This window comes from Shinella sp. G-2, from assembly GCF_050172695.1.
In the GTDB taxonomy this organism is placed as follows: domain Bacteria; phylum Pseudomonadota; class Alphaproteobacteria; order Rhizobiales; family Rhizobiaceae; genus Shinella.
Genome location: NZ_JBBEYH010000028.1, coordinates 30,047 through 56,868 on the forward strand (window position 1 = coordinate 30,047; position 26,822 = coordinate 56,868).

General features: G+C 65.4%; 21 protein-coding genes. 19 read left to right on the plus strand and 2 right to left on the minus strand.

From position 1 onward, the window contains the following. Positions 1-8 precede the first annotated feature (8 nt). Positions 9-1,514: a tripartite tricarboxylate transporter permease gene (locus V8U06_RS25520; RefSeq protein WP_427143067.1), complete on the plus strand. Its 1,506-nt coding sequence runs from the start codon at positions 9-11 to the stop codon at positions 1,512-1,514. Positions 1,515-1,572: 58 nt separating this feature from the next. Here V8U06_RS25520 and V8U06_RS25525 read toward each other — a convergent pair whose 3' ends face one another. Beyond that, positions 1,573-2,334, minus strand: coding sequence for a DeoR/GlpR family DNA-binding transcription regulator (locus V8U06_RS25525; RefSeq protein ID WP_427143068.1), 762 nt, complete (start codon positions 2,332-2,334; stop codon positions 1,573-1,575). Positions 2,335-2,534: 200 nt separating this feature from the next. Between V8U06_RS25525 and V8U06_RS25530 the strand changes: the two genes are divergently transcribed. From V8U06_RS25530 to V8U06_RS25595, 14 genes are all read left to right on the plus strand, one after another. Then, positions 2,535-3,446 (plus strand): phosphotransferase, encoded by a 912-nt coding sequence (locus V8U06_RS25530; protein ID WP_427143069.1) that lies wholly within the window; start codon positions 2,535-2,537, stop codon positions 3,444-3,446. Further along, a complete protein-coding gene (locus V8U06_RS25535) occupies positions 3,443-5,884 on the plus strand; it encodes a GcvT family protein (RefSeq protein WP_427143070.1) in 2,442 nt (813 codons plus the stop codon). Before V8U06_RS25530 ends, V8U06_RS25535 begins: the two co-directional genes overlap by 4 nt. A gap of 131 nt (positions 5,885-6,015) precedes the next feature. Then, on the plus strand, positions 6,016-6,288 hold the full coding sequence (locus tag V8U06_RS25540; protein ID WP_427143071.1) for a metal/formaldehyde-sensitive transcriptional repressor: 273 nt from the start codon (positions 6,016-6,018) through the stop codon (positions 6,286-6,288). Between the two features lie 19 nt (positions 6,289-6,307). After that, the gene (gene dmeF / locus V8U06_RS25545) at positions 6,308-7,249 is read left to right on the plus strand and encodes a CDF family Co(II)/Ni(II) efflux transporter DmeF (RefSeq protein ID WP_427143072.1); all 942 of its coding nucleotides are present in this window, start codon (positions 6,308-6,310) and stop codon (positions 7,247-7,249) included. A gap of 256 nt (positions 7,250-7,505) precedes the next feature. Beyond that, entirely contained in the window at positions 7,506-8,534 is a 1,029-nt protein-coding gene (locus V8U06_RS25550) for a substrate-binding domain-containing protein (protein ID WP_226922389.1), read from the plus strand. 64 nt (positions 8,535-8,598) lie between these two features. Next, on the plus strand, positions 8,599-10,125 hold the full coding sequence (locus tag V8U06_RS25555; RefSeq protein ID WP_427143098.1) for a sugar ABC transporter ATP-binding protein: 1,527 nt from the start codon (positions 8,599-8,601) through the stop codon (positions 10,123-10,125). Between the two features lie 22 nt (positions 10,126-10,147). Further along, the gene (locus V8U06_RS25560) at positions 10,148-11,137 is read left to right on the plus strand and encodes an ABC transporter permease (protein WP_226922388.1); all 990 of its coding nucleotides are present in this window, start codon (positions 10,148-10,150) and stop codon (positions 11,135-11,137) included. A gap of 1 nt (position 11,138) precedes the next feature. Then, the gene (locus tag V8U06_RS25565) at positions 11,139-12,146 is read left to right on the plus strand and encodes a sugar-binding transcriptional regulator (protein WP_427143073.1); all 1,008 of its coding nucleotides are present in this window, start codon (positions 11,139-11,141) and stop codon (positions 12,144-12,146) included. Then, entirely contained in the window at positions 12,143-13,138 is a 996-nt protein-coding gene (locus V8U06_RS25570; RefSeq protein WP_427143074.1) for an aldo/keto reductase, read from the plus strand. The genes V8U06_RS25565 and V8U06_RS25570 overlap by 4 nt, the downstream gene beginning before the upstream one ends. Positions 13,139-13,150: 12 nt before the next feature. After that, the gene (locus tag V8U06_RS25575; RefSeq protein ID WP_427143075.1) at positions 13,151-14,899 is read left to right on the plus strand and encodes a glycerol-3-phosphate dehydrogenase/oxidase; all 1,749 of its coding nucleotides are present in this window, start codon (positions 13,151-13,153) and stop codon (positions 14,897-14,899) included. Next, positions 14,872-15,714 (plus strand): class I fructose-bisphosphate aldolase, encoded by an 843-nt coding sequence (locus V8U06_RS25580; protein WP_226922384.1) that lies wholly within the window; start codon positions 14,872-14,874, stop codon positions 15,712-15,714. The genes V8U06_RS25575 and V8U06_RS25580 overlap by 28 nt, the downstream gene beginning before the upstream one ends. 78 nt (positions 15,715-15,792) lie before the next feature. Further along, positions 15,793-17,322 (plus strand): FGGY-family carbohydrate kinase, encoded by a 1,530-nt coding sequence (locus tag V8U06_RS25585; RefSeq protein WP_427143076.1) that lies wholly within the window; start codon positions 15,793-15,795, stop codon positions 17,320-17,322. Then, positions 17,319-18,944 (plus strand): GMC family oxidoreductase, encoded by a 1,626-nt coding sequence (locus tag V8U06_RS25590; protein ID WP_427143077.1) that lies wholly within the window; start codon positions 17,319-17,321, stop codon positions 18,942-18,944. Before V8U06_RS25585 ends, V8U06_RS25590 begins: the two co-directional genes overlap by 4 nt. A 374-nt stretch (positions 18,945-19,318) precedes the next feature. Then, on the plus strand, positions 19,319-21,331 hold the full coding sequence (locus V8U06_RS25595) for a putative bifunctional diguanylate cyclase/phosphodiesterase (protein ID WP_427143078.1): 2,013 nt from the start codon (positions 19,319-19,321) through the stop codon (positions 21,329-21,331). 105 nt (positions 21,332-21,436) lie between these two features. On the opposite strand, the gene V8U06_RS25600 is transcribed toward V8U06_RS25595, so the two are convergent. Beyond that, complete coding sequence (locus tag V8U06_RS25600) at positions 21,437-22,099, minus strand: GntR family transcriptional regulator (protein WP_427143079.1); 663 nt, start codon at positions 22,097-22,099, stop codon at positions 21,437-21,439. Between the two features lie 243 nt (positions 22,100-22,342). Between V8U06_RS25600 and V8U06_RS25605 the strand changes: the two genes are divergently transcribed. From V8U06_RS25605 to V8U06_RS25620, 4 genes are read left to right on the plus strand one after another with little or no spacing between them, the layout of a single operon-like run. Then, the gene (locus V8U06_RS25605) at positions 22,343-23,608 is read left to right on the plus strand and encodes an NRAMP family divalent metal transporter (RefSeq protein ID WP_427143080.1); all 1,266 of its coding nucleotides are present in this window, start codon (positions 22,343-22,345) and stop codon (positions 23,606-23,608) included. Between the two features lie 18 nt (positions 23,609-23,626). Beyond that, positions 23,627-24,394 (plus strand): LamB/YcsF family protein, encoded by a 768-nt coding sequence (locus V8U06_RS25610; RefSeq protein ID WP_226922378.1) that lies wholly within the window; start codon positions 23,627-23,629, stop codon positions 24,392-24,394. Positions 24,395-24,403: 9 nt separating this feature from the next. Further along, on the plus strand, positions 24,404-25,213 hold the full coding sequence (locus V8U06_RS25615; protein ID WP_427143081.1) for a putative hydro-lyase: 810 nt from the start codon (positions 24,404-24,406) through the stop codon (positions 25,211-25,213). 7 nt (positions 25,214-25,220) lie between these two features. Then, positions 25,221-26,813 (plus strand): 5-oxoprolinase/urea amidolyase family protein, encoded by a 1,593-nt coding sequence (locus tag V8U06_RS25620; RefSeq protein WP_427143082.1) that lies wholly within the window; start codon positions 25,221-25,223, stop codon positions 26,811-26,813. Positions 26,814-26,822 lie beyond the last annotated feature (9 nt).

The following is a 26,822-nucleotide window of genomic DNA, read 5'->3' on the forward strand; positions in this document are numbered from 1 at the left end:
AGGCGCCCGTGGATCTCTTTCATAACCTCGCGCTTGGTTTTGCCACCGCCGCCTCGCCCGCAAACCTTGCCTTCTGCCTCATCGGCGTCCTGCTCGGCACGCTGATCGGCGTGTTGCCCGGCATCGGCGCCACGGCGACCATTGCCATGCTTCTGCCCATCACCTTCCAGCTGGAGCCCGTCTCCTCGCTGATCATGCTCGCCGGCATCTACTACGGTGCGCAATATGGCGGTTCGACCACCGCCATCCTGATCAACATGCCGGGCGAGTCGTCCTCAGCCGTGACCGCTATCGACGGCTATCAGATGGCGCGCAAGGGCAGGGCAGGGGCCGCACTCTCCATCGCCGCGCTTGGCTCCTTCTTCGCCGGCACGGTCTCGACCTTCCTCGTGGCGATCTTCGCCATCCCGTTGACGGCCGTCGCATTGGAATTCGGCGCAGCGGAATATTTCTCCCTGATGGTCGTCGGTCTCGTCTCCTCCATCGCGCTGGCCCACGGTTCCATCGTCAAGGCGCTGGCCATGGTGGCGCTCGGCCTGTTGCTCGGCCTCGTCGGCACGGACATCTATACCGGTACGCCGCGCTTTACCCTCGGCATCCGGGAATACGCGGACGGGCTCAACTTCGTTGCAGTTGCCGTCGGCGTTTTCGGCATCGCCGAAATCCTGCGCAACCTCGAGGGCGAAAAGTCGCGCAGCGTGCTGATGGCGAAGGTCGCAGGCCTCTGGCCGACGAAGGACGATTTCAAGCGCATGGTCGGCCCGGTGTTGCGCGGTACGGCCATCGGCTCGGCGCTCGGCATCCTGCCCGGCGGCGGCGCGATCCTTGCGGCATTCGCGTCCTATACGGTGGAAAAGCGCATTTCCGATCATCCGGAGGAGTTCGGCAGGGGTGCGATCGCGGGTGTCGCGGGCCCGGAGTCGGCCAACAATGCCGGTGCTCAGACGTCCTTCATCCCCTTGTTAACGCTCGGTATTCCCGCGAACCCGGTCATGGCGCTGATGGTGGGGGCGATGATCATTCAGGGCATCGTGCCGGGGCCGAATGTGGCAGCCGAACAGCCCACGCTGTTCTGGGGCATCATCGCCTCCATGTGGATCGGCAATCTGATGCTCGTCGTCCTGAACCTGCCGCTGATCGGCCTCTGGGTGAAGCTGCTGACGGTGCCCTACTATGTGCTCTTCCCGATCATCATGGCCTTCTGCTCGATCGGCGTCTACAGCGTGAATTCCAATGTGTTCGACCTCTATGCGGTCGCGCTGTTCGGTCTCGGCGGTTATCTGCTCGTCAAGCTGCGTTGCGAACCGGCGCCCCTGCTGCTCGGTTTCGTGCTCGGCCCGCTGCTCGAAGAGAACCTGCGCCGCGCCATGATCCTCTCGCGCGGCGATCCGACGACCTTCGTCACGCGGCCGATCAGCGCCGTCCTGCTCGCCATCGCGCTGGCGGTCCTCATCGTCGTGTTCCTGCCTTCGGTGAAGGCCAAGCGCGAGCAAGTGTTCCAGGAAGAAGACTGACGGGAACACCTGCGGGGAAGGGGAGGGGCGGCTTTGGCCGCCTCTTCTCGTTTGGGTGTTACCGCGGCAGGGTGACGGTAACGCCGGCCGTCTTGAGTGCCGCGGTCAGCTCTCGCGGCGGGGCCTTGTCGGTGAAGAGATCCGTCAGCGCGTCGAAGGGGCAGACGCGCACGAGGCCCTGGCGGCCGAACTTGCTGTGGTCCGTGACGACGATGGCGCGTTTGCCGCGCGAAAGGACGGCGCGCGCGAATTCCGCTTCTTCGAGATCGTAGTCCATGATGCCGATGGCGGCATCGATGGCGCCCGTCGTTATGACGGCGTGGCCGACAGTGAAGTGGCTGATGAACTCGATGGCCGAAATGCCGAAAGCCGCGCCGTTGTCGCTGCGCAACTCGCCGCCCGCCATATAGACGCGGTTGCCGTTGACGGTGGACAGCGTGCGGGCGATGTCGGAGGAATTGGTGACGACGGTCAACCGGCGATGGCCGAGCAGCTCGCGAGCGAGATAACTTGTCGTCGTGCCCGTATCCAGCATGATAGAATCGCCATCGCGAATCGTCGACGCTACAGCGGTGGCGATGGCTTTCTTCGCCTCGCTGTTCTCGCGCATGCGCTTTTCAAAGGGCGCCTCGCCGACGACGGAAGGCAGGGCCACCGCACCGTGCATCTTCACGACGGTTCCGTTCGTCGTCAGCGGCTTGATATCCCGCCGCACGGTCTCCAGGGAGACGTCGAGCTTTTTGGCAAGATCGGCGATCGTCACCGTGCCTTCCTGCTCAAGAAGCCGGAGGATGTCGCTGTGGCGCTTGGAGTGGTTCATATCCGTCGCTCGGCAAGGGGTTGTCCCTATTTCATAATCCGTCGAAAGCCGTCTGGCAAGAAAGCCGCAAAAACGGGCGAAAAAGCAGAAAAAGCCACATATGACAATTGACAGCCGAACCTCTCCGGCGTGAGATTGGCCGTGCACGCGCTGAAAACCGCAAAAGGGAATAGCGTGCGAAGCCATTTCGGGGGGATCTCATGGAGGGGCACGGCGAACGCAGCCGGACCGTGGAAGACCGCATTCGGGCCTTGCCCTGCTGGCACGGCCGCATCGAGATTTCGCCGCTGAAGGGCGGCATCAGCAACGAAAGTTATCGCGTCGACGACGGGGCAGGGCGCCATGTGGTGCGCTTCGGCAAGGACTATCCCTTTCACCATGTCTTCCGCGAGCGGGAATTGATGACGGCGCGGGCGGCGCATGCGGCGGGCTTCGGGCCGGAGATCCGTTATGCCGAGCCCGGCGTCATGGTCAGCGCCTATCTCGGAGCCAAGACCTTCGGGCCGCAGGACGTGGTTGCTGCGCGGCGCCGCGTGGCGGAGCTGCTGCGGCGTTTCCACACCGGGATGCCCAGGGAAATCAGCGGTGCGGCCTTTCTCTTCTGGCCTTTTCATGTGGTCCGCGACTATGCCCGCACGCTGAAGGCGGGCGGCAGCCGCATGGCGGCGTATCTGCCGGACTACCTTGCGCTGGCCGACGAGCTTGAGGCGGCGCAGGTGCCGCTGCCTATCGTCTTCGGCCACAACGATCTGCTACCGGCCAACATTCTCGACGATGGCGAGCGTCTCTGGCTGATCGATTTCGAATATGCGGGCTTTTCCACCGCGATGTTCGATCTCGCCGGAGCCACCTCCAATGCCGGGCTTTCACCCGAGGCGGCGGACGACTTCCTCGAAGCCTATTTCGGCCGCGCGCCGGACCCGGCGACACACCGCGCCCATGCCGCCATGCAGTGCGCTTCGCTGCTGCGCGAGGCGATGTGGAGCATGGTGTCGGAACTGCACCTTGCCGCGCCCGGCGCCGACTATGCTGCCTATACGGCAGAGAACCTGGAGCGCCTCGACCAGGCGCTCGACCACTACAGAACGCATCACGGGAAAGACGCACAATGACCCTGCCATCCCACGCCGCAATCGTCGTCATCGGCGGCGGCATCATCGGCTGCTCCACGGCCTATCATCTGGCGCGCGACCACAAGGCGGATGTCGTGCTGCTGGAGCAGGGCACGCTGACATCGGGCTCGACCTGGCATGCGGCAGGTCTCGTTGGCCAGCTGCGGTCCTCGGCCTCGATCACCCGCGTGCTGAAATATTCCGTCGATCTCTACAAGGGCCTGGAAGCGGAAACGGGCCTTGCGACCGGCTGGAAGATGACGGGATGCCTGCGACTTGCCACCAATCAGGACCGCTGGACGGAGTTCCGGCGCCTCGCCACTACGGCGAAGAGCTTCGGCATGGACATGCATCTGCTGACCCCTGCCGAGGTGAAGGCCACGTGGCCGCTGATGGAGACGGGCGACCTCGTCGGCGCGAGCTGGCTGCCGACGGACGGGCAGGCCAGCCCCTCGGATATCACCCAGTCGCTCGCCAAGGGCGCGCGCATGCATGGGGCGAGGATCGTCGAGAACGTGCGGGTGACAGGCTTCGAGATGGACGGCGGCCGCATCACCCGCGTGCGCACCACGCTCGGGGACATCGCCTGCGAGAAGGTGGTCAATTGCGCGGGCCAGTGGGCGCGGCAGGTGGGGGCGATGGCGGGCATCAACGTACCGCTGCAGCCGGTGAAGCACCAGTATATCATCACGGAAAAGGTGCCAGGCCTCTCGACGGATGCGCCGACCATCCGCGACCCCGACCGGCGCACCTATTTCAAGGAAGAGGTCGGCGGGCTGGTGATGGGCGGCTACGAGCCGAACCCGCAGCCCTGGACGACCGGCGACGTGCCGGACGAATGGGCCTTCCGGCTCTTCGACGACGATTTCGACCATTTCGAGCAGCATATGGTGGAGGCCATCGCCCGCGTGCCGGCGCTGGAGAAGGTGGGCGTCAAGCAGATGATCAACGGCCCGGAGAGTTTTACGCCCGACGGCAACTTCATCCTGGGTGTCGCGCCGGAATGCTCCAACATGTTCGTCGGCGCCGGCTTCAACGCCTTCGGCATTGCCTCGGGGGGCGGGGCCGGCTGGGTGCTGGCGCAATGGGTGGTCGACGGCGAGGCGCCGCTCGATCTCTGGGTGGTCGATATCCGCCGCTTTGCCGGCATGCACCGCGACCGGCAATGGGTGCTCGACCGCACGCTTGAGGCTTACGGCAAACACTATACGGTCGCCTTTCCGCACGAGGAATACGAGAGCGGCCGTCCGCGCATCGTCTCGCCGCTCTATCAGCGCCTGAAGGCGCATGGCGCGGTCTTCGGTTCGAAGCTCGGCTGGGAGCGGCCGAACTGGTTCGCGCCCGCGGGAATGGAGCCGAAGGACGTCTATTCCATGGGGCGGCAGAACTGGTTTACGGCCGTCGGCGAGGAGCACCGCCATGTGCGCGAGGCGGTCGGCATCTTCGACCAGTCCTCCTTCGCCAAATACGAGATGGCGGGGCAGGATGCGCAGAAGGCGCTCGACTGGGTCTGCGCCAACGATGTCGGGAAACCGGCGGGGCGGCTGACCTATACCCAGCTTCTCAACAGCCGCGGCGGCATCGAGGCCGACCTGACGGTCGCGCGCCTTGCGGATGACCTGTTCTACATCGTCACGGGCACGGGCTTCCGCACCCACGATCTCGGCTGGATCGCCGACCACATCCCCGCCGGCCTCGATGCGACGCTTCGCGACGTGACGGAGGCCTACGGCACGCTGTCGCTGATGGGGCCGAAGGCCCGCGACGTGCTCGCGGCCGTGACCGGCGCGGATGTTTCCAATACCGCCTTCCCCTTCGGCCACGTGCGCGAAATCCCGATTGCGGGCCATGCGGTGCGGGCGTTGCGCGTCACCTATGTCGGCGAGCTCGGCTGGGAGCTGCATGTGCCGATCGACGCCATCGGAACGGTCTTCGATGCGCTCATGGCCGCCGGCGAACCCTTCGGCATTCGCCCCGTCGGCTATCGCGCGCTGGAATCGCTGCGGCTGGAAAAGGGCTACCGCGCCTGGGGTTCCGATATCACGCCGAACGACACGCCCTTCGATGCGGGTCTCGGCTGGGCGGTGAAGCTGCGCAAGGATACCGACTTCCTCGGTCGCAAGGCATTGGCGGCCGTGCAGGGCGCGCCGCGCCAGAAGGCCTTTGCCGGCTTCACGGTCGACAATCCCGATATCGTTCTGGTCGGTCGCGAGACGATCCTTCGCAATGGCGAACCCGTCGGCTATCTCACCAGCGGCGGTTACGGCTACACGCTCGGCAAGAACATCGGTTACGGCTACGTGCGCCGCGCCGATGGTATCGATGACGCCTTCCTTCTTGAGGGGCGTTACGAACTCGTCGTCGCCATGGAGCCGACGCCGGCAAGGATCCACCTCGAACCGCTCTACGACCCGACGGCTGCGCGGGTGAAGGCGTAGTCCCGGAACCGGCCCGCTCTTGCTCCCCGGTCCAGGCCGGGGAGTCTTTTCAGGCGAAACGGTTCCAGGTCTTCACCAAGGGGCGCCAATATAGTATAGGGGGGTATATTATAAATGCGACGAGAACCCGGATGAGCCATACGATTCTCCAGAAAGACAAGCTGATTGCCCGCACACGGCGCCTCAGAGGGCAGCTGGAGGGCGTGGAGCGTGCGCTGGAGGGTGAGGCGGGGTGCGCGGAGATTTTGCGTCAGCTGGCCTCTGTGCGGGGCGCATTGGCCGGCCTCACGGCGGAAGTGATGGAAGATCACCTCCGCCACCACGTTGTCGGCGCTGAAACCGAGGCTGGCCGCCGGCAGGGCGGCGAGGAACTGATCGAGGTCATCAGGACCTATCTGAAATAGCGCGGGACGGAACGAAACCATGACGACGCATTCCACGGCAGGCCTCACGCACGACCATGTCTTCCTCGGCGCCGATCACCATCGCAACGAGCGCCGCATCTGGCTCGTCATCGCGCTGACGGCGAGCATGATGGTGGCGGAAATTCTCGCCGGCACTGTCTATGGTTCGATGGCGCTGGTCGCGGATGGCTGGCACATGTCCACCCATGCCGGCGCCATGCTGATCGCCGCGCTCGCCTATTCCTACGCTCGCCGCCACGCCCGGGACCCGCGCTTCACCTTCGGCACGGGCAAGCTTGGCGACCTCGCCGGTTTCGCCAGCGCCATCGTGCTGGCGCTGATTGCGCTTCTGATCGGCTGGGAAAGCTTCGTTCGGCTCGCCAACCCGGTTGCCATCAGCTTCGAACAGGCAATCGCGGTCGCCGTTGCGGGCCTTCTGGTCAACCTGTTGAGCGCCTGGCTGCTGCGCGACGATCATGGACACCATCACCACGGGCACGCGCATTCCCATGCGCATCCGCACGACCATGATCGCCACACGCGCGACAACAATCTGCGCGCCGCCTATCTGCACGTGCTGGCGGATGCCCTGACCTCCGTGCTGGCCATTGCCGCGCTTCTGCTTGGCCGAAGCTACGGCTGGCTTTGGGCGGACCCGGCGATGGGCGTCGTCGGCGCGCTGGTGATCGTGCGCTGGTCCTGGGGTCTCATCCGCGAGACAGGCGGCGTTTTGATCGATGCCGTGCCGGAAGGGGAGGGGCTGGTGGCCGATATCCGCGCGGCGCTGGAGCGTGGCGAGGAGCGCATCACCGATCTCCATGTCTGGCAGGTCGGTCCCGGCCATCATGCGGCCATCGTCTCCATTGCCTCGCCGCAGCCCAAGGCGCCGTCCGACTACAAGGCGCGCCTCGCCCATATCGAAGCCCTCTCGCATGTGACCGTCGAAGTCCAGCCGGCGTGAACGAACAGGCAGGCGAAGTCGTGCACGTCGTCTGCTACGGTGCCTGCGTGAAAGATATTTCATCGCGCGGCCTTGATTTCAGCCCTACAATCTGAAATATATTTCATTGTTTGAATTATATTGACACGCAATGTGCTTTGCGATTAGCTGCCCATACCGGACTTCGAGGAGGAAGTTCGGTCTTCACTGAGATCAGCGGCGTTGGAAAACGACGCCCAGGGCTTTTTGGGAGGGGCTTCGGCCTCGAGGAGGACTTTTGCGCACTTTTTTCAGCACGACCGCCATGGCGGTCCTCGCAGCAACGCTTTTTGCCGGCTCCGCCGCCGCCGAGACGGAGAATCCGTTCCGCTGCAAGCCGGGCGAAAAATACGTCATGAACGTCATGGTATCGGGCGTCGAATACTGGTTCCCGGTCTATGAAATGTTCAAGCAGGCCGGCCAGCAGCTGGGCTGCGAGACGGAATATACCGGCACGCCCGAATATGACGTGAACAAGCAGATCGCCACCTTCGACCAGGCGCTGGCCCAGAACCCGGCCGGCATCCTCGTCCATCCGATGAACTCCGATCCGTTCATCGAACCGATCAACCGCGCCATCGACCAGGGCACGGCCGTCGTGACCTTCGCCGCAGACTCGCCGCTTTCCAAGCGCGTTTCCTTCATCACCTCGGACAATACCCGCGAAGGCACCTATGCGGCCGATGCGATCGCCGAGAAGATGGGCGGCAAGGGCGAATATGCGGTGCTCGAAAATCCGGGCCAGGACAACCACGACAAGCGCATCGCCGCCTTCATCGCCCGCATGGAAGAGAAGTGGCCGGACATGAAGCTCGTCGGCCGCGCCGCCTCGAACCAGGATCCGACCAAGGCCTATCAGGGGCTTTCCAGCCTCATCCAGGCCAATCCGAACCTCGGTGCGGTCTTCATGCCGGAAGCCAATTCGGCCATCGGCGCGGCGCAGGCCAACAAGGAAGCGGGCGGCAAGGTCCTCGTCATGTGCGCGGACGTCAACGCCAACATCCTCGACATGATCAAGGCCGGCGAGGTTTTCGGCTCGATCAACCCGAACCAGGGCATGCAGGGTTACATGGGCTTCATGCTGTTGTGGCTCGCCAAGCACCCGGAACTCATCGATCCGATGAACGACGCCAAGCGTTCGGGCTTCAATCCGATGAGCATTCCGGTGGTCGACAATGGCCTGTCCATCGTCACGGCTGAAAACGCCGACGACTTCTACTGGGACAAGTACCTGAAGCGCCGCGGCACCAAGGGTATCGAGGAGTAAGCTCCCAAGCGAATGCCATCCGCGCCCTCCGGCGCGGATGGCCTCGAAAGGACGGAGGATGACGATGGCGGAGCCGGTGCTCACCATTCATGGCGTGACCAAGCATTTCGGGGCGGTGAAGGCGTTGACGGATGTCGGCTTCACGCTCGAGCGCGGCGAGGTCCATGCGCTCTGCGGCGAGAACGGCGCCGGCAAGTCGACGCTGATGAACATCATCGCGGGCGTGCTGCAGCCGACCGAGGGCGAAATCCGCGTCGATGGCAAGCCGGTCCGCATCGCGTCTCCGGCCGCCGCCCAGTCGCTCGGCATCGGCCTCGTGCATCAGGAAATCGCGCTCTGCCCGGACGCGACGGTCGCCGAAAACATGTTCATGGCGGCCACCAACCGCCGCCGCTCGCCCTTCATGAACTACCGTGCGCTGGAACGCGACGCGCAGGCCGTCATGAACCGCCTTGCCGCCATCGATGTCCGCCGCAAGGTGGCGGACCTGCCGATCTCCAGCCAGCAGCTTGTCGAGATCGCCAAGGCCCTGACGCTCGATTGCCGCGTGCTGATCCTCGACGAGCCGACCGCCGCGCTGACCGAAACCGAGGCGCAGCAACTCTTCGCGATCATTCGCGACCTCAAGGCGAACGGCATCTCGATCATCTATATCAGCCACCGCATGGCCGAGATTTTCAGCCTGTGCGACCGGGTAACCGTCTTCCGCGACGGCCGCTACGTCTGCACAGACCGTATCGCCGACGTGACGCCCGACGACGTGGTGCGCCGCATGGTGGGCCGTGAGATCACGCAGCTCTATCCGGCCAAGCTCGACCCGCAGGAAGCCAGCGGCGAAACGATCCTCGATGTCGACGGTCTCGGCGACGGCGTGCGCTTCCAGAATGTCAGCCTCAGCTTACGAAAGGGCGAGATCCTGGGGATCGGCGGCCTGATCGGCTCCGGCCGCACGGAGATCGCCGAAGGCATCTGCGGCCTGCGCTCGCATGTGACGGGCACGGTGCGTCTGCATGGCGCTCCCCGGAAGATCGCGTCCTATGCCGATGCCGTGAAGGCGGGCATCGTCTATCTCTCCGAGGACCGCAAGGGGTCCGGCGTCTTCCTCGACATGTCCATCGCGCAGAACATTTCCGCGCTGGATCTCAAGGCGCTCACCAATGCCGCGGGTCTGCTCGACAGCCGCGCCGAGGCGGCGCTTGCGGAGGATTTCGCAAAACGGCTCGCCGTTCGCATGGGCGGCATCGAAGCGCCCGTCAAGTCGCTGTCCGGCGGCAACCAGCAGAAGGTGGCGATCGCCAAGCAGCTGGCGGTGAAGCCGAAGGTCATCCTGATGGACGAGCCGACGCGCGGCATCGACGTCGGCGCCAAGACGGAAATTCACCGCCTGCTGCGCGACCTGGCGCGCGCGGGCATCGGTATCGTCGTCATATCATCGGAAATGCCGGAACTGCTGGGCCTTGCCGACCGCGTGCTGGTCGTGCGGGAAGGGCAGATCGCAGGGGAACTAGGCGCGGACGAGATGTCGGAAGAAGCCGTCATCCGCCTTGCCTCGGGGCTCGGCGCGGCGCAGGCGGCCCATCATGCCGCGTGAGAAGAAAATGGGAGAGAGGGAAATGGCAATCGACACGATGGCGGCGGCTGCGCCGAAAACATCGTCCATCAAGCGCTTCGGCACGATGCGGGAAGCCGGACTGATCGCGATCATCCTCGCCATCGGCGTGATCATGACCTTCGCCTCGCCGCACTTCCTGACGCTCGGCAACTTCCGCGCCATGCTGATGAGCTTTTCGGTGGAGGGGATCGTCGTCGTCGGCATGACGATCCTGCTGATCGTCGGCGGCATCGACCTTGCGGTCGGCTCCGTCGTCTGCTTCGCCATGGTGCTGTCGGGCTCGTTGTTCCTTGCCGGTCTCGACCCCTGGACGGCCTCGCTCGCCGGCATCGCCGCCAGCAGCGCCATCGGCGGCATCATGGGCTTCTTCGTGACGGTCGTCGGCCTCAACCATTTCATCACGTCTCTGGCGGCGATGGTGATCGTGCGCGGGCTTTGCCTCATCATCACCAAGGGCACGCCGCTCTCGCTCTTCACGCTGCCGGCCGGCTTCAAGGCGGTGGGGCAGGGCACCTTCTACGGTGTTCCCTATGTCATCCTGATCTTCGTCGCCGTCGTCGTGCTGTTCGATTTCCTGCTGCGACGGGCGACCGCCTTCCGCAAGGTGTTCTATACCGGCAGCAACGAGAAGGCCGCGCTCTATTCCGGCATCAAGACCAACCAGGTGAAGTTCTGGGTGACGGTGCTGTGCTCGACGCTCGCCGGGGTCGCAGGTGTCATCTACATGTCCCGCTTCGGCGCGGCGACGCCTACCTTCGGTGTCGGCATGGAGCTGAACATCATCGCCGCGGCGGTCATCGGCGGGGCCTCGCTCAGCGGCGGCTCGGGCACGATCCTCGGGGCCATCCTCGGCATGGCGCTGCTCTCGCTCGTCACCTCGTCGCTGATCCTGCTCAACGTCTCGGTCTATTGGCAGGACATGATCAAGGGCTGCATTCTGCTCGCCGCCGTTTCCATCGACCATTTCCTGCACAAGCGGAAGGCCGCCTGACATGCCGATCGCCAAACTGAAACCCCGCACGAGCGCCCCGCGCGAAGAGATCGTCATCGCCCGCCAGATGCACCAGGCGCTCGTCCTGCACTTCCTGGAAGGCCTGACGCAGGCGCAGATCGCCGACCAGCTCGGCATCTCGCACGCCACCGTCAATCGCCTCATCAAGCGCGGTCGCCAGCTCGGCCTCGTCGAGATCAAGATCAAGTCGCCGGTCGAGCCGCTGGTGGACATGGAAGAACGGCTTCTGGCGCTCGGTGGCATCGGCCGCGCCGTGGTGGTGCCGACCGTTTCGGACAATCCGCAGACCGCCCTGCAGGCGGTCGGGGAGGCGGCTGCGCGACTGCTCATCGAAGAGATCGCCGATGGCGACACGATCTGCATCACCGGCGGCAAGGGCGTCGGCGCCGTCGTGGCGGGGCTTCAGGCGCCGCGCCGCTTCGATATCGAGGTCATCCCGGCGACGGGCTGCGTCCAGGGCAAGCACTATACGGACGTCAACCACGTCTCGACGCTGATGGCCGAACGGCTGGGCGGGCGCTCCTACCAGATCCATGCGCCACTCTTCGCCGACGATGCCGCGCAGCGCGCGATGCTGATGAACATGCGCTCCGTCGCGGATGTCTTCCAGCGGGCGCGGGAAGCCAAGGTGGCCGTCGTCGGCATCGGCTCGATCCTCAGCGCCGACTCGACCTATTACGATCTGCACCCGTCTTCCAGCACGGACCGTAACGCCATCGAGCATTCCGGTGCGAGCGCGGAACTCCTGGCCCATCTGCTCGATGGCAGGGGCCGGGTCTGCGAGTACAGTCTCAACCGTGCTCTCGTCTCGCTGACCCTTGAGGAATTCGCCTCGATCCCGACCAAGATCGGCGTTGCGAGCGGGCTCAACAAGGCCGGCTCCATCCTCTCCGTCCTGCGCGGCAGCCACCTCGATACGCTCGTCACCGACGAGGCGACCGGCGCGCGCATCCTTGAACTGGCATCCGAAGAAGGACTTACCGCATGAGCGGCGAACAGTTGATCCGCGACATCGGGCGCTCCGGCGTCAGCGCCTCGGCCGTCGGCCTCGGCACCTGGGCCATCGGCGGCTGGATGTGGGGCGGCACGGACGAGGCGCAATCCATTGCCGCAATCCATGCCTCGCTCGATGCCGGCGTGACGCTCATCGACACCGCGCCGGCCTATGGTCTTGGCCGTTCGGAAGAGATCGTCGGCAAGGCCATTGCCGGCCGCCGCGACAAGGCCGTGATCGCCACGAAATGCGGCCTCGTCTGGCACACGCAGAAGGGCAGGCACTTCTTCGATCAGGACGGCAAGCCGGTTCATCGCTATCTCGGCCGGGATTCGATCGTGCATGAGGTCGAAGAGAGCCTGCGCCGGCTCGGCACGGATTACATCGACCTCTACATCACCCACTGGCAGGACCCGACGACCCCCATCGAGGAGACCGTCGCGGCGCTGGAGGATCTGAAACAGGCCGGAAAGATCCGCGCCATCGGCGCGAGCAACGTCAACCGGACGGAGCTCGAAACCTATATCCAGACCGGATCGCTCGACGCGATCCAGGAGCGGTTCAGCATGATCGATCGCGAGATCGAGGCGGACCTGCTGCCGCTCACTGTTCCGAACGGCGTGGCGACGCTCAGCTATTCCTCGCTGGCGCTCGGCCTCCTGTCGGGCACCATCGGACCGGTGCGCGTCTTTTCCGGCGACGACCAGCGCAAGGACAATCCGCGCTTTTCGGTCGCCAACCGGCAAAAGACGACGGATTTTGCGCAAGCGATCCGCCCTGTCGCGGAGCGGCACGGCGCGAGCATCGCGCAGGCCGTGATCGCCTGGACGCTGGCGCAACCGGGCGTGACCTTTGCTCTGTGCGGTGCGCGAAACCCGGCGCAGGCGCTCGACAATGCCCGCGCCGGCACGCTCCGGCTCGGGGCCGATGACCTTGCGGCCATCGACGCTGCGATAGCGGCGACGCTGGCCAACATGGACGGATAACGGACTGCCATCATGAACCGGACAGAGACTTTGCACGGGCTCCGCCAGAGCCCGAAGGTGGACGTATGCGTCCTCGGCGGCGGCATCAACGGGCTCAGCGTCTTCCGCGAGCTGGCGTTGCAGGGCGTCAATGTGCTGCTGGTCGAAAAGGCCGATTACTGCTCCGGCGCGAGCGCGGCGCTGTCGCGCATGGTTCATGGCGGCTTGCGCTATCTCGAAAACGGCGAGTTCAGCCTCGTCAAGGAATCCCTCGTCGAACGCGACCGGTTGCTGCGCAATGCACCGCATTATGTCGCGCCGCTGCCGACGACGGTGCCGATCTTCGACACGTTTTCCGGCCTTGCCAACGGCATCGTGCGGTTCCTCGGCCTCACCCGCCGCCCCAGCCGGCGCGGCGCCGTCGCCATCAAGGCCGGTCTCGGCATCTACGATTTCCTGACGCGCAAGCGCGCGCTGATGCCGAAGCATCAGTTCCGCGGCCGCAAGGCGACGCTCGGCAAATGGCCGGCGCTCAATCCGGCGGTTCGCAATTCCGCGACCTACTACGACGCCTGGGTCAGCCATCCCGAGCGCATCGGCATCGAGCTTCTGCAGGACGGCCTCTCCGCCGGGCCGACGGCGAAAGCCCTCAACTATGCCACGGTCGAAGAGGACGGGCAGGGCGGTTTTAATCTGCGGGACGGGCTTTGCGGTGAAACGCTCCCTCTCCGCCCGAGACTGATCGTCAATGCGACGGGCGGCTGGATCGATATCGCCAACGGGACGCTGCTTCCACCGGAAAGCCGGCCCGCGCCGCTGATGGGCGGCACCAAAGGCTCGCATCTCATCGTCGACAATGCGGTCCTGCGCGACATGCTCGACGGTCACATGATCTATTACGAGAACGAGGACGGGCGCATCTGCATCCTCTTTCCCTATCTCGGCAAGGTGCTGGTCGGCTCGACGGATATCCGCGTCGACGATCCCGGCACGGTTCGCTGCGAGGCGGAGGAGCGGGACTATATCCTGCAATCCCTCGCCTTCGTTCTGCCGGGCATCGAGATCCGCCCGGAAGAGATCGTCTTCCAGTTCGCCGGCGTGCGTCCCCTGCCGGCCAGCAACGACAGCTTCACGGGCCGCATCCCGCGCGATCATTTCTGCACCGTGCTGGAAAACGGCAAGAGCGGCCCGCCCGTGCTCTGCATGATCGGCGGCAAATGGACGACCTTCCGCTCCTTCGGCGAACTTGCCGCCGACATGGCGCTGGAACGCCTCGGCCTCACGCGGAAGGTGGAAACGGCGGACCGCATGATTGGCGGGGGGAGGGCATTTCCGGCCGATCCTGTGGCCTGGATACGCGACCTCGCCGTGACCGCCGGTCTTTCCGTCGAGCGGGCGACCGTGCTCTTCCAGCGCTATGGCACGGATTCAAGATCCGTTGCCGCCTTCATCGCCGCGGGCCCGGATCATGCCTTGCCGCATGCCGGCTACAGCACGCGCGAGCTGCTGTTCCTGATCCGCACCGAAGCGCTCGAGCATCTCGATGACCTGTTGCTGCGCCGCACGGCACTGGCGATTTCCGGCGAGCTTTCCCTCGCCATGGCCGAGGCTGCGCTCGATCTGCTCGCTGCCGAAAAAGGCTGGTCCGCGATGCGGACGGCCGAGGAGCGCGGCCGCTTCCTCACCCTCATGCAGGAACGCCACGGCGTTTCGGAAAAGACCCTTTCCGTACGGAACGAACACAGGAGTGAAATATGCGAGACAACCGCAAGGTCCGGATGAACCGGCTGTTCGGCAACGGCCGTTGCCTGGACGTGGCGATCGATCATGGCGTGTGCAACGAGCCGTCCTTCCTCGACGGGCTGGAGAACATGCCCGCCGTCGTGAAGGCGCTGGTGGACGCCAAGCCCGATGCGATCCAGATGAACTACGGCCAGGCGGATCTTCTTCAGGACATGCCCGGCAAGGACAAGCCGGCGCTCGTCATGCGCATCGACATGGGCAACCCCTATAACCGCATTCGCCATCGCGACATGTGGGCGGTTCTCCAGAACGATGCCGAGCCGCTGGTCGGCGCGCTTCAGATGGATGCGGCCTGCGTGGTGGTGAATCTCTTCATGCTGCCGGACGAGCCGGATCTCTTCCGCCAATGCGTGCAGAACATTTCCCGCGTCCGGGCGGATTGCGAGAAATACGGCATGCCGCTGATGATCGAACCGCTCGTCATGCAGCCGGTCACGGAGCGCGGCGGCTACATGGTCGATGGCGATGCGGAGAAGATCGTCACGCTGACGCGGCTCGCCCGCGAAATGGGCGCCGACATCGTCAAGGCCGATCCGACGACCAATGCGGAGGATTTCCACCGGGTCGTAGAGGCGGCGCGCTGCCCGGTTCTGGTACGTGGCGGCGGCAAGGAAGACCTTCGCGCCGTCTTCGACAAATCCGCCGCCTTGATGCGGCAGGGCGCAATGGGCATGGTCTATGGACGCAACATCTACCAGCACGCCAATCCGAGCGCGGTGGTGCGCGGGCTGATGGCGATCATCCATGCGGATGCCAGCGGCGAGGCCGCGTTCGCGGTCTACCAGCAGGGATGAGCGTCGGGCAAATCCGGGAAGCGTGCACAGCGGTTCCCGGGATTGCGGAGATGAAATGAACCTTGGGAGGGGTTCGGAATGCAAAACTATCTGTTGGGGCTCGACGCCGGCAACACGGTCATCAAGGCGGTGATCTTCGATCTCACCGGCCGGGAACTGGCGCAGGCCGGGGAGGAGGGGCATAGCCGCATGCCGTCTCCCGGCCATGTGGAGCGCGATCTGAACGAGCTCTGGTCCAATGCGAAGCGGGTCATCCGCACCTGCCTCGACAAGGCCGGCATCGCGGCGGAGGAGATTGCCGCCATCGGCTGCGCCGGCCACGGCAACGGGCTCTATGCGCTCGACAGGGACGGCGCGCCGCTGATCGGCATCCAGTCGCTCGACACCCGGGCGACCGGTCTCGTGGAGGAGTGGGCGGCATCCGGCGTTGGCGAACGAACCTATCCCATCGCCCGTCAGCGCCCGTGGCCTTCCCAGACCCCGACGCTGCTCGCCTGGCTGAAACGTCATCGGCCGGAGCTGTTCCGGCGCATTGGAACGGTGTTCTTCTCCAAGGATTTCGTCGTCAACCGACTGACGGGTGAGCGTCTCAGCGAGGTGTCCGACATGTCCGGCGCCGGCCTGCTCGATCTCGCCGCACGGCGTTACGACAAGACGCTGATGGAGGCCTATGGGCTTGGCGACTGCATGAACCTCTTGCCGCCCCTCATCGAAAGCGCCGATATCGCCGGGCGGGTGACGGAGGACGTGGCGCGGGAGACGGGGCTTGCTGCCGGCACGCCCGTGGTCGGCGGTCTCTTCGACGTGGTGGCATCGGCGCTCGGTTCGGGCGTTTCGCGCACGGGCAGCGCCTCGATCATCGCGGGCACCTGGAGTATCAACCAGGTGGTCATCGACGGTCCCGATCTCGGCGCACCCGTCTTCATGTCCTCGACCTTCGACCACACCCGATACATGGCGATGGAAAACAGTGCCACCTCGGCGGCCAATCTCGAATGGCTGGTGCGGGAGTTCTTCGAGGGCGACCATCACGGCGAGGTCTCGCCCTTCGATGCCTGCTGTGCGCTGGCGGAGGCGATCGTGCCCGCAGCGGACGATCCGCTTTACCACCCCTATCTCTACGGCGCCCAGCAGGATGGCCATGCCCGCGCCGGCTTCTACGGCATGGCCGGCTGGCACACCAAGGGGCACCTCGTTCGCGCCCTCCTGGAAGGCGTCGCCTTCGGCCATCGCCAGCATGTGGAGACGATCCGCAAGGCCGGTGCGGTCTTCGAGACGGCCGTGCTTTCCGGCGGCGGCTCGCGCAGCCGGTTCTGGCCGCAGATCTTCGCGGATGTGCTCGGCGTGCCCGTCTCCGTCGCCACCTCGCGGGAAACCGGGGCGCTCGGCGCGGCGATCGCGGCGGGAACGGGTGTCGGCCTCTTTGCCGATTTCACGCAAGGGGCAGAGGCGATGGTGCGCACGGACCGGCACTATCGGCCGAACGGCGCGCTTGCCGCCCATTACACCAGGCGCTACGCGCTTTACATGGATATTGCCGAAGCCATGGCGCCGCTCTGGCGGCGGCTGTCGGTCCCGGAAAACAGGACAGCGGGAGTTGCGGCGTGAACAGGCATGACGATGAGAAGCCGGTCGACGAAGGAACCTACGATTTCATCGTCGTCGGTGCCGGCTCGGCGGGCTGCGTTCTGGCAAACCGCCTCTCGGCCGATCCGAAGAACCGGGTGCTGCTGCTGGAAGCCGGCGGATCGGACCGTTATCACTGGGTCCATGTGCCGATCGGCTATCTCTACTGCATGGGCAACCCGCGCACCGACTGGATGATGAAGACGGCGGCGGAGGCCGGCCTCAACGGCCGCGCCCTCAACTATCCGCGCGGAAAGGTGCTCGGCGGCTGCTCGTCGATCAACGGCATGATCTACATGCGCGGCCAGGCGGCCGACTATGACGGCTGGCGGCAGGCGGGCAATGCCGGCTGGGGCTGGGACGACGTGCTGCCCTATTTCGTCAAATCGGAGGACAACTATCGCGGCAAGTCCGCCATGCACGGCGCCGGCGGCGAATGGCGCGTCGAGCGCCAGCGCCTTTCCTGGCCGATCCTCGATGCGTTCCGCGATGGGGCGGAGGAGCTCGGCGTTCGCAAGACCGACGATTTCAACGACGGCGACAATGAGGGTTCCGGTTATTTCGAGGTCAACCAGCGCGGCGGCGTGCGGTGGAACACGACGAAAGCGTTCCTGCGTCCCGCCATGAAGCGCGGGAACCTGCGTGTGGTGACCGGGGCCGAAACCGAGCGGCTGGTTTTCGACGGCAAGGTCGTGACGGGCGTGCGCTTCCGGCTCGACGGACGCCTCCGTGTGGCCCGCGCTTCCCGCGAGGTCGTGCTTTCGGCGGGCGCGATCAATTCGCCGAAGATCCTGGAACTGTCGGGTGTCGGCCGGCCGGACCTGCTCTCCACGCTCGGCATCCCGGTTCATCATGAATTGCAGGGCGTCGGCGAGAACCTGCAGGACCATTTGCAGATCCGCACGGTCTTCAGGATCGAAGGCGCGAAGACGCTGAACCAGCTCTACCACAATCTCTTCGCCCGCGCGGGCATGGGCCTGCAATATGCTCTTCGCCGTTCGGGCCCGCTTTCCATGGCGCCGAGCCAGCTTGGCATCTTCGCCAAGAGCGACCCGGCGGTCGCGACCGCCGATCTCGAATATCACGTCCAGCCGCTGAGCACCGACCGGCTCGGCGAGCCGCTGCACCGCTATCCGGCCGTCACGGTCTCCGTCTGCAACCTCAGGCCCGAAAGCCGTGGTACGGTGCATGTGACGGCGCGCGATGCCTCGCTGGCGCCGGAAATCCGGCCGAACTATCTTTCGACGGTCGGCGACCGGCTGCTCGCGGCGAAATCCATCCGCCATGCCCGCAGCCTCATGGAGACGAAGGCGATCTCCCGCTTCCGGCCGCAGGAAATGCTGCCGGGTACGCAATACCAGAGCGACGAGGACCTCATCCATCGCGCCGGCGACATCGCGACGACCATCTTCCACCCGGTCGGCACCTGCAAGATGGGCAGCGATCCGATGGCCGTCGTGGATTGCCGGCTGCGGGTGCATGGTCTTGAGCGCCTGCGCGTCGTCGATGCCTCGATCATGCCGACCATCGTCTCCGGCAACACCAATTCGCCTGTCATCATGATCGCGGAAAAGGCGGCCGAGGCGATGCTGGCACGCGCCTGAAAGCATCGCAGACACCGCGGGGAGGCCGGGCACGGCATGTTGTCTCGGGGGCCCCCATTCGCGCGGATGTCGTTCTCCGCGAGGGCGCCCCGACTGTCTCGTTTGAAAACACCCTCAAAATGCAGGGCTTTCGCGGTTTTGAAATGGTGCACATAGCCGCGTAAATCAGGGAATACGAGCAATCTTCTGGTTGTATTAGGATTTTCATCACTCTCTTGTGCTTCAATTCGATCTGCCCAAGCGACCGCGGTTTCGCCCGGTTGCCGGCGGATGAGTGGGGTAAGACGGGTGCGGCCTTTGCGCGGGACGACAGCGATCGCGAGCGGAAGAAAATGGCACGGCGCACGCCGAAGGTCGGCGAACGGATATCCGCGATGAAGACGCCACCGAAGACGACGCTTCGCCTCATCACCGTTGCCTGGCCCTTTGTCCTGATCGTCGTTCTCCAGACGGTGCTGGCGACCTTCAGCCTGCAGGTCACCTCGTCGCTGCGCGCCTTCGTGACCGGCGAAAGCCTGTGGTCTAAAGGGCAGCACGATGCCCTCTACTACCTCAACCGCTATGCCGAATCCGGCAACCGCTCCTTCATCGCGCGCTACCGCGACGCCATGGCCGTGCCGCTCGGCGACCGTGCGGCGCGCCTGGCGCTGGAAGCCGATCCGCCGGATACCGCGGCCGCCTTCAGGGGCTTTCTGAAGGGCGGCAACCATCCCGACGATATTCCGAACGTCATCTGGCTGTTCCGCTATTTCCGCTGGCTGCCGGTGATGGAGGAATGCATTCGCGACTGGCGTACGGCCGAGGGCGTGCTCTTGCAATTGCTGCCGATCGGCGCGGCGGTGGACCTGCCGCCCCAGATCCGGGACGTGGACCGGCGTGAGATCATGCGCCAGCTCGACGAGATCAACGCCCTGGTGACGCCCCTCACCAAGCGCTTCTCCGATCGTCTGGGCGAGGGCACCCGCCAGGTGCAGGATGCGTTGTTCATCGTCAACGCCGCGATGGCGCTGCTGTTCGTCGTGCTGACGGTCTGGCGGCTGAACAGCTTCCTTGCCCATCGCCGCCGGATCGAGGCGCAGCTTTCCTTCAGCGCCAACCATGACGACCTCACGGGGCTGCCTAACCGGCGGCTGTTCGAGAAGAAACTGGCGAAGTCGCTCGACGGTGCCGGTGCGCGCCACGCACTGATGTTCATCGACCTCGATCAGTTCAAGGCGGTGAACGACAATGGCGGCCATGCGGCGGGCGATGAACTGCTGCGCCGCGTGTCGCACGATCTCGGCAACGCGATCCGCCACACGGACCTGCTCGCCCGGCTGGGCGGCGATGAGTTCGGCATCGTCCTGCCCGATTGCTCGCTGGAGGATGCGCACAACATCGCGCTTCGCCTGCGCGAGGTGACCGAGGGGATCGATTTCACCTGGAACGGACACCGCTATGCCATCAGCGCCAGCATCGGCGTCGTGCATCTGGCCGGTCGGCGCTACACCCTGCAGGAGGCGCTGCGGGCGGCCGATATCGCCTGCTACATGGCCAAGGAGAAGGGCCGCAACCGCGTGCACGTCTTCGAGCCGAACGATGCGGCCCAGACCCAGTTCACGGCCAACCTCAACTGGGTGCAGCGCCTGCACCGGGCACTGGAGGAGGATCGCTTCCAGCTCTATTCCCAGGCGATCGTGCCTGTCGCCGGCGACGACGACGGGCAGGAACATTGCGAAATCCTGCTGCGGCTGGAGGAGAACGGCAAGCTCCTGACGCCGGGTGCCTTCATTCCCGGCGCCGAGCGTTTCGGCCTGATGCCGGCCATCGACCGCTGGGTCGTGCGCCACGCGCTCGATGTCATCGCCCGGCGCGAGGGCGCATCCGCCGGCACCTATTCGATCAATCTCAGTGGCCTGACGCTGAAGGACGATACCTTCCTGCCGTTCCTGCGCGACGCGCTGCGCCGAAGCCGCGTGCCCGCCGACCTGCTCTGCTTCGAGATCACCGAAACCAGCGCCATCGAGAATCTCGATGAGGCCGTCGCCTTCATGAACGCGATGCGCGCCATGGGCTGCCGCTTCGCGCTCGACGATTTCGGGGTCGGCATGTCGTCCCTGACCTATCTGAAACGCCTGCCGGTCGACTATGTGAAGATCGACGGCAGCTTCGTGCGCGACATGCTGACGGACAAGACGGACTGGATGACGGTCGAGATGATCAACCAGATTTCGCACCTTGCAGGGCGCAAGACCATCGCCGAATTCGTCGAGAATGCGGAAATCCTTGCCGCGCTCGCCACCATCGGCGTGGATTACGCGCAGGGTTACGCGATCGGCCATCCGGTGCCGTTCCGCCCGGAGACGGCCGCTCCCACGCTATCGCCCCGCCATGCCGACGTCGCATAGGGCGTTTCCAGCCGAAGCGGCATCGCCTGCGCACTGGATCACGCCACAAGAACAAGAGGCGAGACCAATTCCTCTGGGCCGGTCTTCCCCGGATTGCCCTGGCGGTTAGGCAAGCTCCGAGGCCCGCTCCAGCGCCTTCAGCATGGTGCGTTCCGCGAGGTTCAGATAGGTCTCCATCTGCGTCGCCGCTTCCAGCGGCCTGTTGTCCTCGAGCAGCGTGACGATGGCGTCGTTCATGTCGACGAAGGGCGCGTGCAGGTGTTCGGGGTCGTTGAGCAGCCCGAAGCAGAGGCGCAGTTCCGCCGATATGCGTTCGTAGAATTCGTTCAGGCGGACGCTGTCCGACAGGTCGATGATGGCGGTGTGGAAGACCATGTTGGCGCTGCCGACGCCGACCCAGTCGCCTTCGCCGCGCCGTTGCTGCGCCATGCTCACCGCCTCGCGCATCACCCGGATCGCCGGGTGCTGCTGCCAGGCCTGGCGCAGCGCGCCGCATTCCAGCATGCGCCGCACCCGGTAGATGTCGATGATCGAGGCCATGGTGGGCACGGCGACGAAGACGCCGCGGTTGGCCTCGTGGCGCAGGAGGCCGTCCTTGGTGAGCAGGCGGAAGGCTTCGCGCAGCGAATTGCGCGAGACGTCGAACCGTTCGGAGAAGGCGGCTTCGGAGAGGCGCTGGCCGGGCGAAAGCTCGCCCGAGATCAGCAGCGTGCGAATGCGTCGCGCCAATCGATCCGCAAGCGGCAGCCCATCCCCGTCATCCGTCATGCTACCCTCCGTCCCGGTTTTCCGACCGGGCAAGCCCCTCTGTTCCGGCTGGCCTTAGCACGAATGCGGGGACAATGGGGATGAAAACTGAGGCCAATCCCGACCTATGTGCTTGGTAAAAAGGCAGAAATAAGGAACGATATGGAAATATTGTTGAACAATCTTGACATTTTTGTGTGGCAGTTCATCATTCCGTCATTCTAGCACCCGCGAGGGGCGGGTGCGTGAGAGCGGAGAAATCTCATGGAACAGAGCAGAGCAGCTCCGGCCGGCAGCAGCGTCGCTGCGCAGGCCCTCGACACCGTCAAGTCCCGTCGCTCGGCGCTGATCGCCGCGATCTTCCTGATGGCGACCAGCGCCATCGGTCCTGGCTTCATCACCCAGACGGCGACCTTCACCACCAAGCTCGGTGCGGCCTTCGCATTCGGCATCCTCGCCTCGATCCTCATCGACTTCGTCGTGCAACTCAACATCTGGCGCATCGTGACGTTGACGCGCATGCGCGCCTCCGATGTCGCCAACGCCGCCATTCCCGGCTCCGGCTATCTGCTTGCCATCCTCGTCATCGTCGGTGGCCTGTTCTTCAACATCGGCAATATCGGCGGCACGGGCCTTGGCCTCAACGCCGTCTTCGGCCTCGACCCGAAGATCGGCGGGGCGATCAGCGCCGTCTTCTCCATCGGCATCTTCCTGTCCAAGCGCGCCGGCCTTGCCGTCGACCGCTTCATCATCTTCGCCGGTATCCTGATGATCGTGCTGACGCTCTACGTCGCCTTCGTCTCCGGCCCGCCGGTCGGCGAGGCGCTGTTCCAGACGGTTCTGCCCGACACGGTCGATTTCGCGACGATCACCACCATTGTCGGCGGCACGGTCGGCGGCTACATCACCTATTCCGGCGCGCACCGTCTGCTTGATCGCGGCATGGTCGGCGAGCAGCATCTGCCGGCCGTCACCCGCGCCGCGCTGACCGGCATCGCCGTCACCGGCCTGATGCGTTACGTGCTCTTCCTCGCCATTCTCGGCGTCGTTGCCAGCGGTGTCGTCATCGACACGGCAAGCCAGGCCGCAAACCCGGCCGCGCAGGCCTTCCAGGCTGCGGCGGGCGACGTTGGCCTTCGTCTCTTCGGCATCATCTTCTGGGCCGCCGCCATTACCAGCGTCATCGGCGCGGCCTATACGTCGGTCTCCTTCATCACTGTCTTCAAGCAGGATATCAGCGAGCATGCCCGCAACATGGCGACGGTCGTCTTCATCGCCTTCTCGCTGGTCTGCTATCTGCTGATGACCACGCCGCCGGCCGCCATGCTGGTCTTCGTCGGTGGTCTCAACGGTCTCATCCTGCCGATCGGCCTTTCCATCTTCCTCTTCGCCGCCTGGAAGCGCGAGGACCTGATGGGTGGCTATCACTATCCGCGCTGGCTGCTGGTCCTTGGCGTCCTGGTCTGCGCGCTCACGTGGTATATGGGCTACAAGTCGGCCGGCACGATCTTCGGCCTGCTGGGTCTCTAAGAGAAGGAGGGAGGAACCATGGCAGCGATCGATCTCAACAGCGACCTCGGTGAAAGCTACGGCGCATGGCGCATGGGCGATGACGCGGCGATGCTCGCCGTCGTCTCCTCCGCCAACATCGCCTGCGGTTTCCATGCCGGCGATCCGGCGGGCATCTACCGCACGGTGAAGGCGGCCGCGGCGAACGGCGTCGTCATCGGCGCCCACGTCTCCTATCCGGACCGCGTCGGCTTCGGCCGGCGCGACCTCGACGCCACCTCGGAAGAGTTGATCGCCGACGTGATCTACCAGATCGGCGCGATCAAGGGCGTCGCCGCCGCCGCCGGAACCACCGTGCGCTACGTCAAGCCGCATGGCGCGCTCTACAACCGCATCGCCTATGACGCCAGGCAGGGCCAGGCGGTCATCGACGGCATCAAGGCCGTCGATCCCTCGCTGATCCTGATGGGCCTTGCCAATGCGCCGATCCTCGATCTCGCGCGCCGCGCCGGGCTTGCCGTCGTCGCCGAGGCCTTCGCGGACCGCGCCTATACGCCGAAGGGCGAGCTCGTCTCGCGCCGCGAGGCGGGCTCCGTGCTGCATGATGAAAAGAAGATCGCCGATCGCATGGTGCAGCTTGCCCGAGAAGGCACGCTGGAGGCCATCGACGGCAGCACGATCCGCGTCGAGGCACAGTCGATCTGCGTGCATGGCGATAGCCCCGGCGCCGTCGCGATCGCGCAGGAAATTCGCCGTCGCTTCGAGGCGGAAGGCATTGCCATTCGCTCATTCGCCGACAAGGCCTGAGGTGCGGCCATGACGCTTCCGACCGCTTATCTCGACCATGCGGATGCTTCGCCGGCCCGCGCAGCGCGCGCGGCCTATCGCGGTGGCCGCGTCGAGCCGACCTCGGGCATCGCGCCGGGCTTCACGCAGGCCAACATGATCGTGCTGCCGCACGACTGGGCTTTCGATTTCCTGCTTTATGCGCAGCGCAATCCCAAGCCCTGCCCGGTGCTCGACGTTTCCGATCCCGGCGTGCCGACGACGCTGCTCGCGCCCGGCGCGGACCTTCGCACCGACCTGCCGCTCTATCGCATCTGGCGCGACGGCAAGCTGGCCGAGGAAACCTCCGACGCGACGGCCGCCTGGGCGGAACGCGACGACCTCGTCGCCTTCCTGATCGGCTGCTCCTTCACCTTCGAAACGCCGATGGTGGAGGCGGGCATCGAGATCCGCCACATGACGGACAAGAGCAACGTGCCGATGTACCTCACCAACCGGGCCTGCCGGCCCGCCGGCCGGCTGAAGGGCAACATGGTCGTCTCCATGCGGCCGATCCCGGCCGCGCGCGTTGCGGATGCCGCCACCATTTCCGGCCGGTTCCCGGCGGTGCACGGCGCGCCCGTCCATGTCGGTGCGCCGGAAGGACTGGGCATAGCCGATCTCGCCCGGCCGGATTTCGGCGACGCGGTGCGGATCGAGCCGGGCGAAGTGCCGGTCTTCTGGGCCTGCGGCGTCACCCCGCAGGCAGCCGTCATGGCCTCGGGCGTGCCCTTCGCCATAACCCATGCACCCGGCTACATGTTCATCACCGACATTCCCGATTCCGCCTATCACGCGTGAGGGCCCGATGCGTTTTCTTCCCGTCAGCCTGACCACGATCCTTGTCGAACTCGCCGATCTCGACGAGACGCTTGCCCTCTTCGCCTCGCTCGAGGCGGATCCCATCGACGGCATCGAGGAGACGGTGCCGGCCGCCCGTACCCTGATGATCCGCTTCCGCCCCGAAAAGGTGACGCCGGCGGCGCTCGCCGCACGGATCGCCACCCGCGACCTCTCGGCGAAAATCGCGCCCTCGGAGCATCTGGTGGAAATCCCGGTTCGCTATGACGGCGAGGACCTTGCCGACGTCGCCGATCTCACGGGCCTTTCCGTGGCGGAGGTCATCCGTCGCCATACGGAGAGCGAATTCACCGTCGCCTTCTGCGGCTTCGCGCCGGGCTTCGGTTATCTCGTCGGCGGCGATCCGGCGCTGCAGGTGCCGCGCCGCAAGAGCCCGCGCACCCGCATTCCCGCCGGTTCCGTCGCGCTCGCCGGCGCCTTCAGCGGCGTCTACCCGCAGGCAAGCCCCGGCGGCTGGCAGATCATCGGCACGACGCCGGTCAAGATGTGGGACATCGACCGCGATCCCGGCGCGCTGTTCCAGCCCGGCTATCGCGTCCGCTTCTTCGACATGGATACTTCAGGCCGGACGGTCAGCCTTCCCGAACCCGCCATACGCCCGGAACGGACGGTTGCAGCGGAAGCGCCGCAGTTCAAGGTTCTCGCCGCGCCCATGCCGGCCGTGTTCCAGGATCTCGGTCGTTTCGGCCAGACGGGGCAGGGGGTCTCGGCCTCCGGCGCGCTCGATCGCGGCGCCTTCAACGCCGCCAACCGCATCGTCGGCAATCCGGCCAATACGCCCGGTCTCGAACTCACCCTCGGCGGCTTTTCCTTCGAGAGCAACAGCCGTGCGGTGATCGGCCTTGCCGGTGCGCCCTGTCCGGTGACGGTGCGCGATGCGGCGGGCCGCGACCAGCATTTTCCGGCCTACCGGCCTGTCGCGCTGGAACCGGGCGACGTCGTGACCATCGGCCAGCCGAAGAAGGGCATGCGTGCCTATCTCGCCGTTCGTGGCGGCTTCGATATCGCGCCGGTGCTCGGCAGCGCGGCGACCGACACGCTGGCCATCGTTGGCCCCGAGCCGGTGGCGGCCGGAGCCGTGCTTGCTCTGAAGGGCGACGACAAGGGACTGGCAAGCGTTTCCGCGAACGAGATCGCCGCCTTCGACCCGCCGTCGGCGGGCGACGTGGTGACGCTCGACGTGGTGCTCGGCCCGCGTACGGACTGGTTCACGCAGAAGGGCATCGAGACGCTGACAAGCCAGCTCTGGCAGGTGACGCCGCAATCGAGCCGCGTCGGCATCCGCCTTGCCGGCGAGGTGCCGCTGGAGCGCAGGGACAGCGCGGAGCTGCCGAGCGAGGGCACGGCGACAGGCGCGATCCAGGTGCCGCATAGCGGCCAGCCGGTGCTCTTCCTCGCCGACCATCCGCTCACCGGCGGCTACCCCGTCATCGGCGCGGTCGCCGAATACCATCTCGACCTTGCCGGTCAGATCCCCATCAACGCCAAGATCCGCTTCCGCCCGATCGGCTCCTTCGCCGACATCGCCGCGACCCGCTAGGAGAAATGC

Bases quoted from the DNA above. Each gene is read 5' to 3' on its own strand.
- V8U06_RS25555 (WP_427143098.1), top strand. From the start codon at position 8,599: ATGGCGGAGCCGGTGCTCACCATTCATGGCGTGACCAAGCATTTCGGG.
- V8U06_RS25600 (WP_427143079.1), bottom strand. From the start codon at position 22,099: ATGACGGATGACGGGGATGGGCTGCCGCTTGCGGATCGATTGGCGCGA.
- V8U06_RS25535 (WP_427143070.1), top strand. From the start codon at position 3,443: ATGACCCTGCCATCCCACGCCGCAATCGTCGTCATCGGCGGCGGCATC.
- V8U06_RS25570 (WP_427143074.1), top strand. From the start codon at position 12,143: ATGAGCGGCGAACAGTTGATCCGCGACATCGGGCGCTCCGGCGTCAGC.
- V8U06_RS25580 (WP_226922384.1), top strand. From the start codon at position 14,872: ATGCGAGACAACCGCAAGGTCCGGATGAACCGGCTGTTCGGCAACGGC.
- V8U06_RS25530 (WP_427143069.1), top strand. From the start codon at position 2,535: ATGGAGGGGCACGGCGAACGCAGCCGGACCGTGGAAGACCGCATTCGG.
- V8U06_RS25605 (WP_427143080.1), top strand. From the start codon at position 22,343: ATGGAACAGAGCAGAGCAGCTCCGGCCGGCAGCAGCGTCGCTGCGCAG.
- V8U06_RS25575 (WP_427143075.1), top strand. From the start codon at position 13,151: ATGAACCGGACAGAGACTTTGCACGGGCTCCGCCAGAGCCCGAAGGTG.
- V8U06_RS25560 (WP_226922388.1), top strand. From the start codon at position 10,148: ATGGCAATCGACACGATGGCGGCGGCTGCGCCGAAAACATCGTCCATC.
- V8U06_RS25620 (WP_427143082.1), top strand. From the start codon at position 25,221: ATGCGTTTTCTTCCCGTCAGCCTGACCACGATCCTTGTCGAACTCGCC.
- V8U06_RS25615 (WP_427143081.1), top strand. From the start codon at position 24,404: ATGACGCTTCCGACCGCTTATCTCGACCATGCGGATGCTTCGCCGGCC.
- V8U06_RS25585 (WP_427143076.1), top strand. From the start codon at position 15,793: ATGCAAAACTATCTGTTGGGGCTCGACGCCGGCAACACGGTCATCAAG.
- V8U06_RS25610 (WP_226922378.1), top strand. From the start codon at position 23,627: ATGGCAGCGATCGATCTCAACAGCGACCTCGGTGAAAGCTACGGCGCA.
- V8U06_RS25540 (WP_427143071.1), top strand. From the start codon at position 6,016: ATGAGCCATACGATTCTCCAGAAAGACAAGCTGATTGCCCGCACACGG.
- V8U06_RS25525 (WP_427143068.1), bottom strand. From the start codon at position 2,334: ATGAACCACTCCAAGCGCCACAGCGACATCCTCCGGCTTCTTGAGCAG.
- V8U06_RS25565 (WP_427143073.1), top strand. From the start codon at position 11,139: ATGCCGATCGCCAAACTGAAACCCCGCACGAGCGCCCCGCGCGAAGAG.
- V8U06_RS25595 (WP_427143078.1), top strand. From the start codon at position 19,319: ATGAAGACGCCACCGAAGACGACGCTTCGCCTCATCACCGTTGCCTGG.
- dmeF (WP_427143072.1), top strand. From the start codon at position 6,308: ATGACGACGCATTCCACGGCAGGCCTCACGCACGACCATGTCTTCCTC.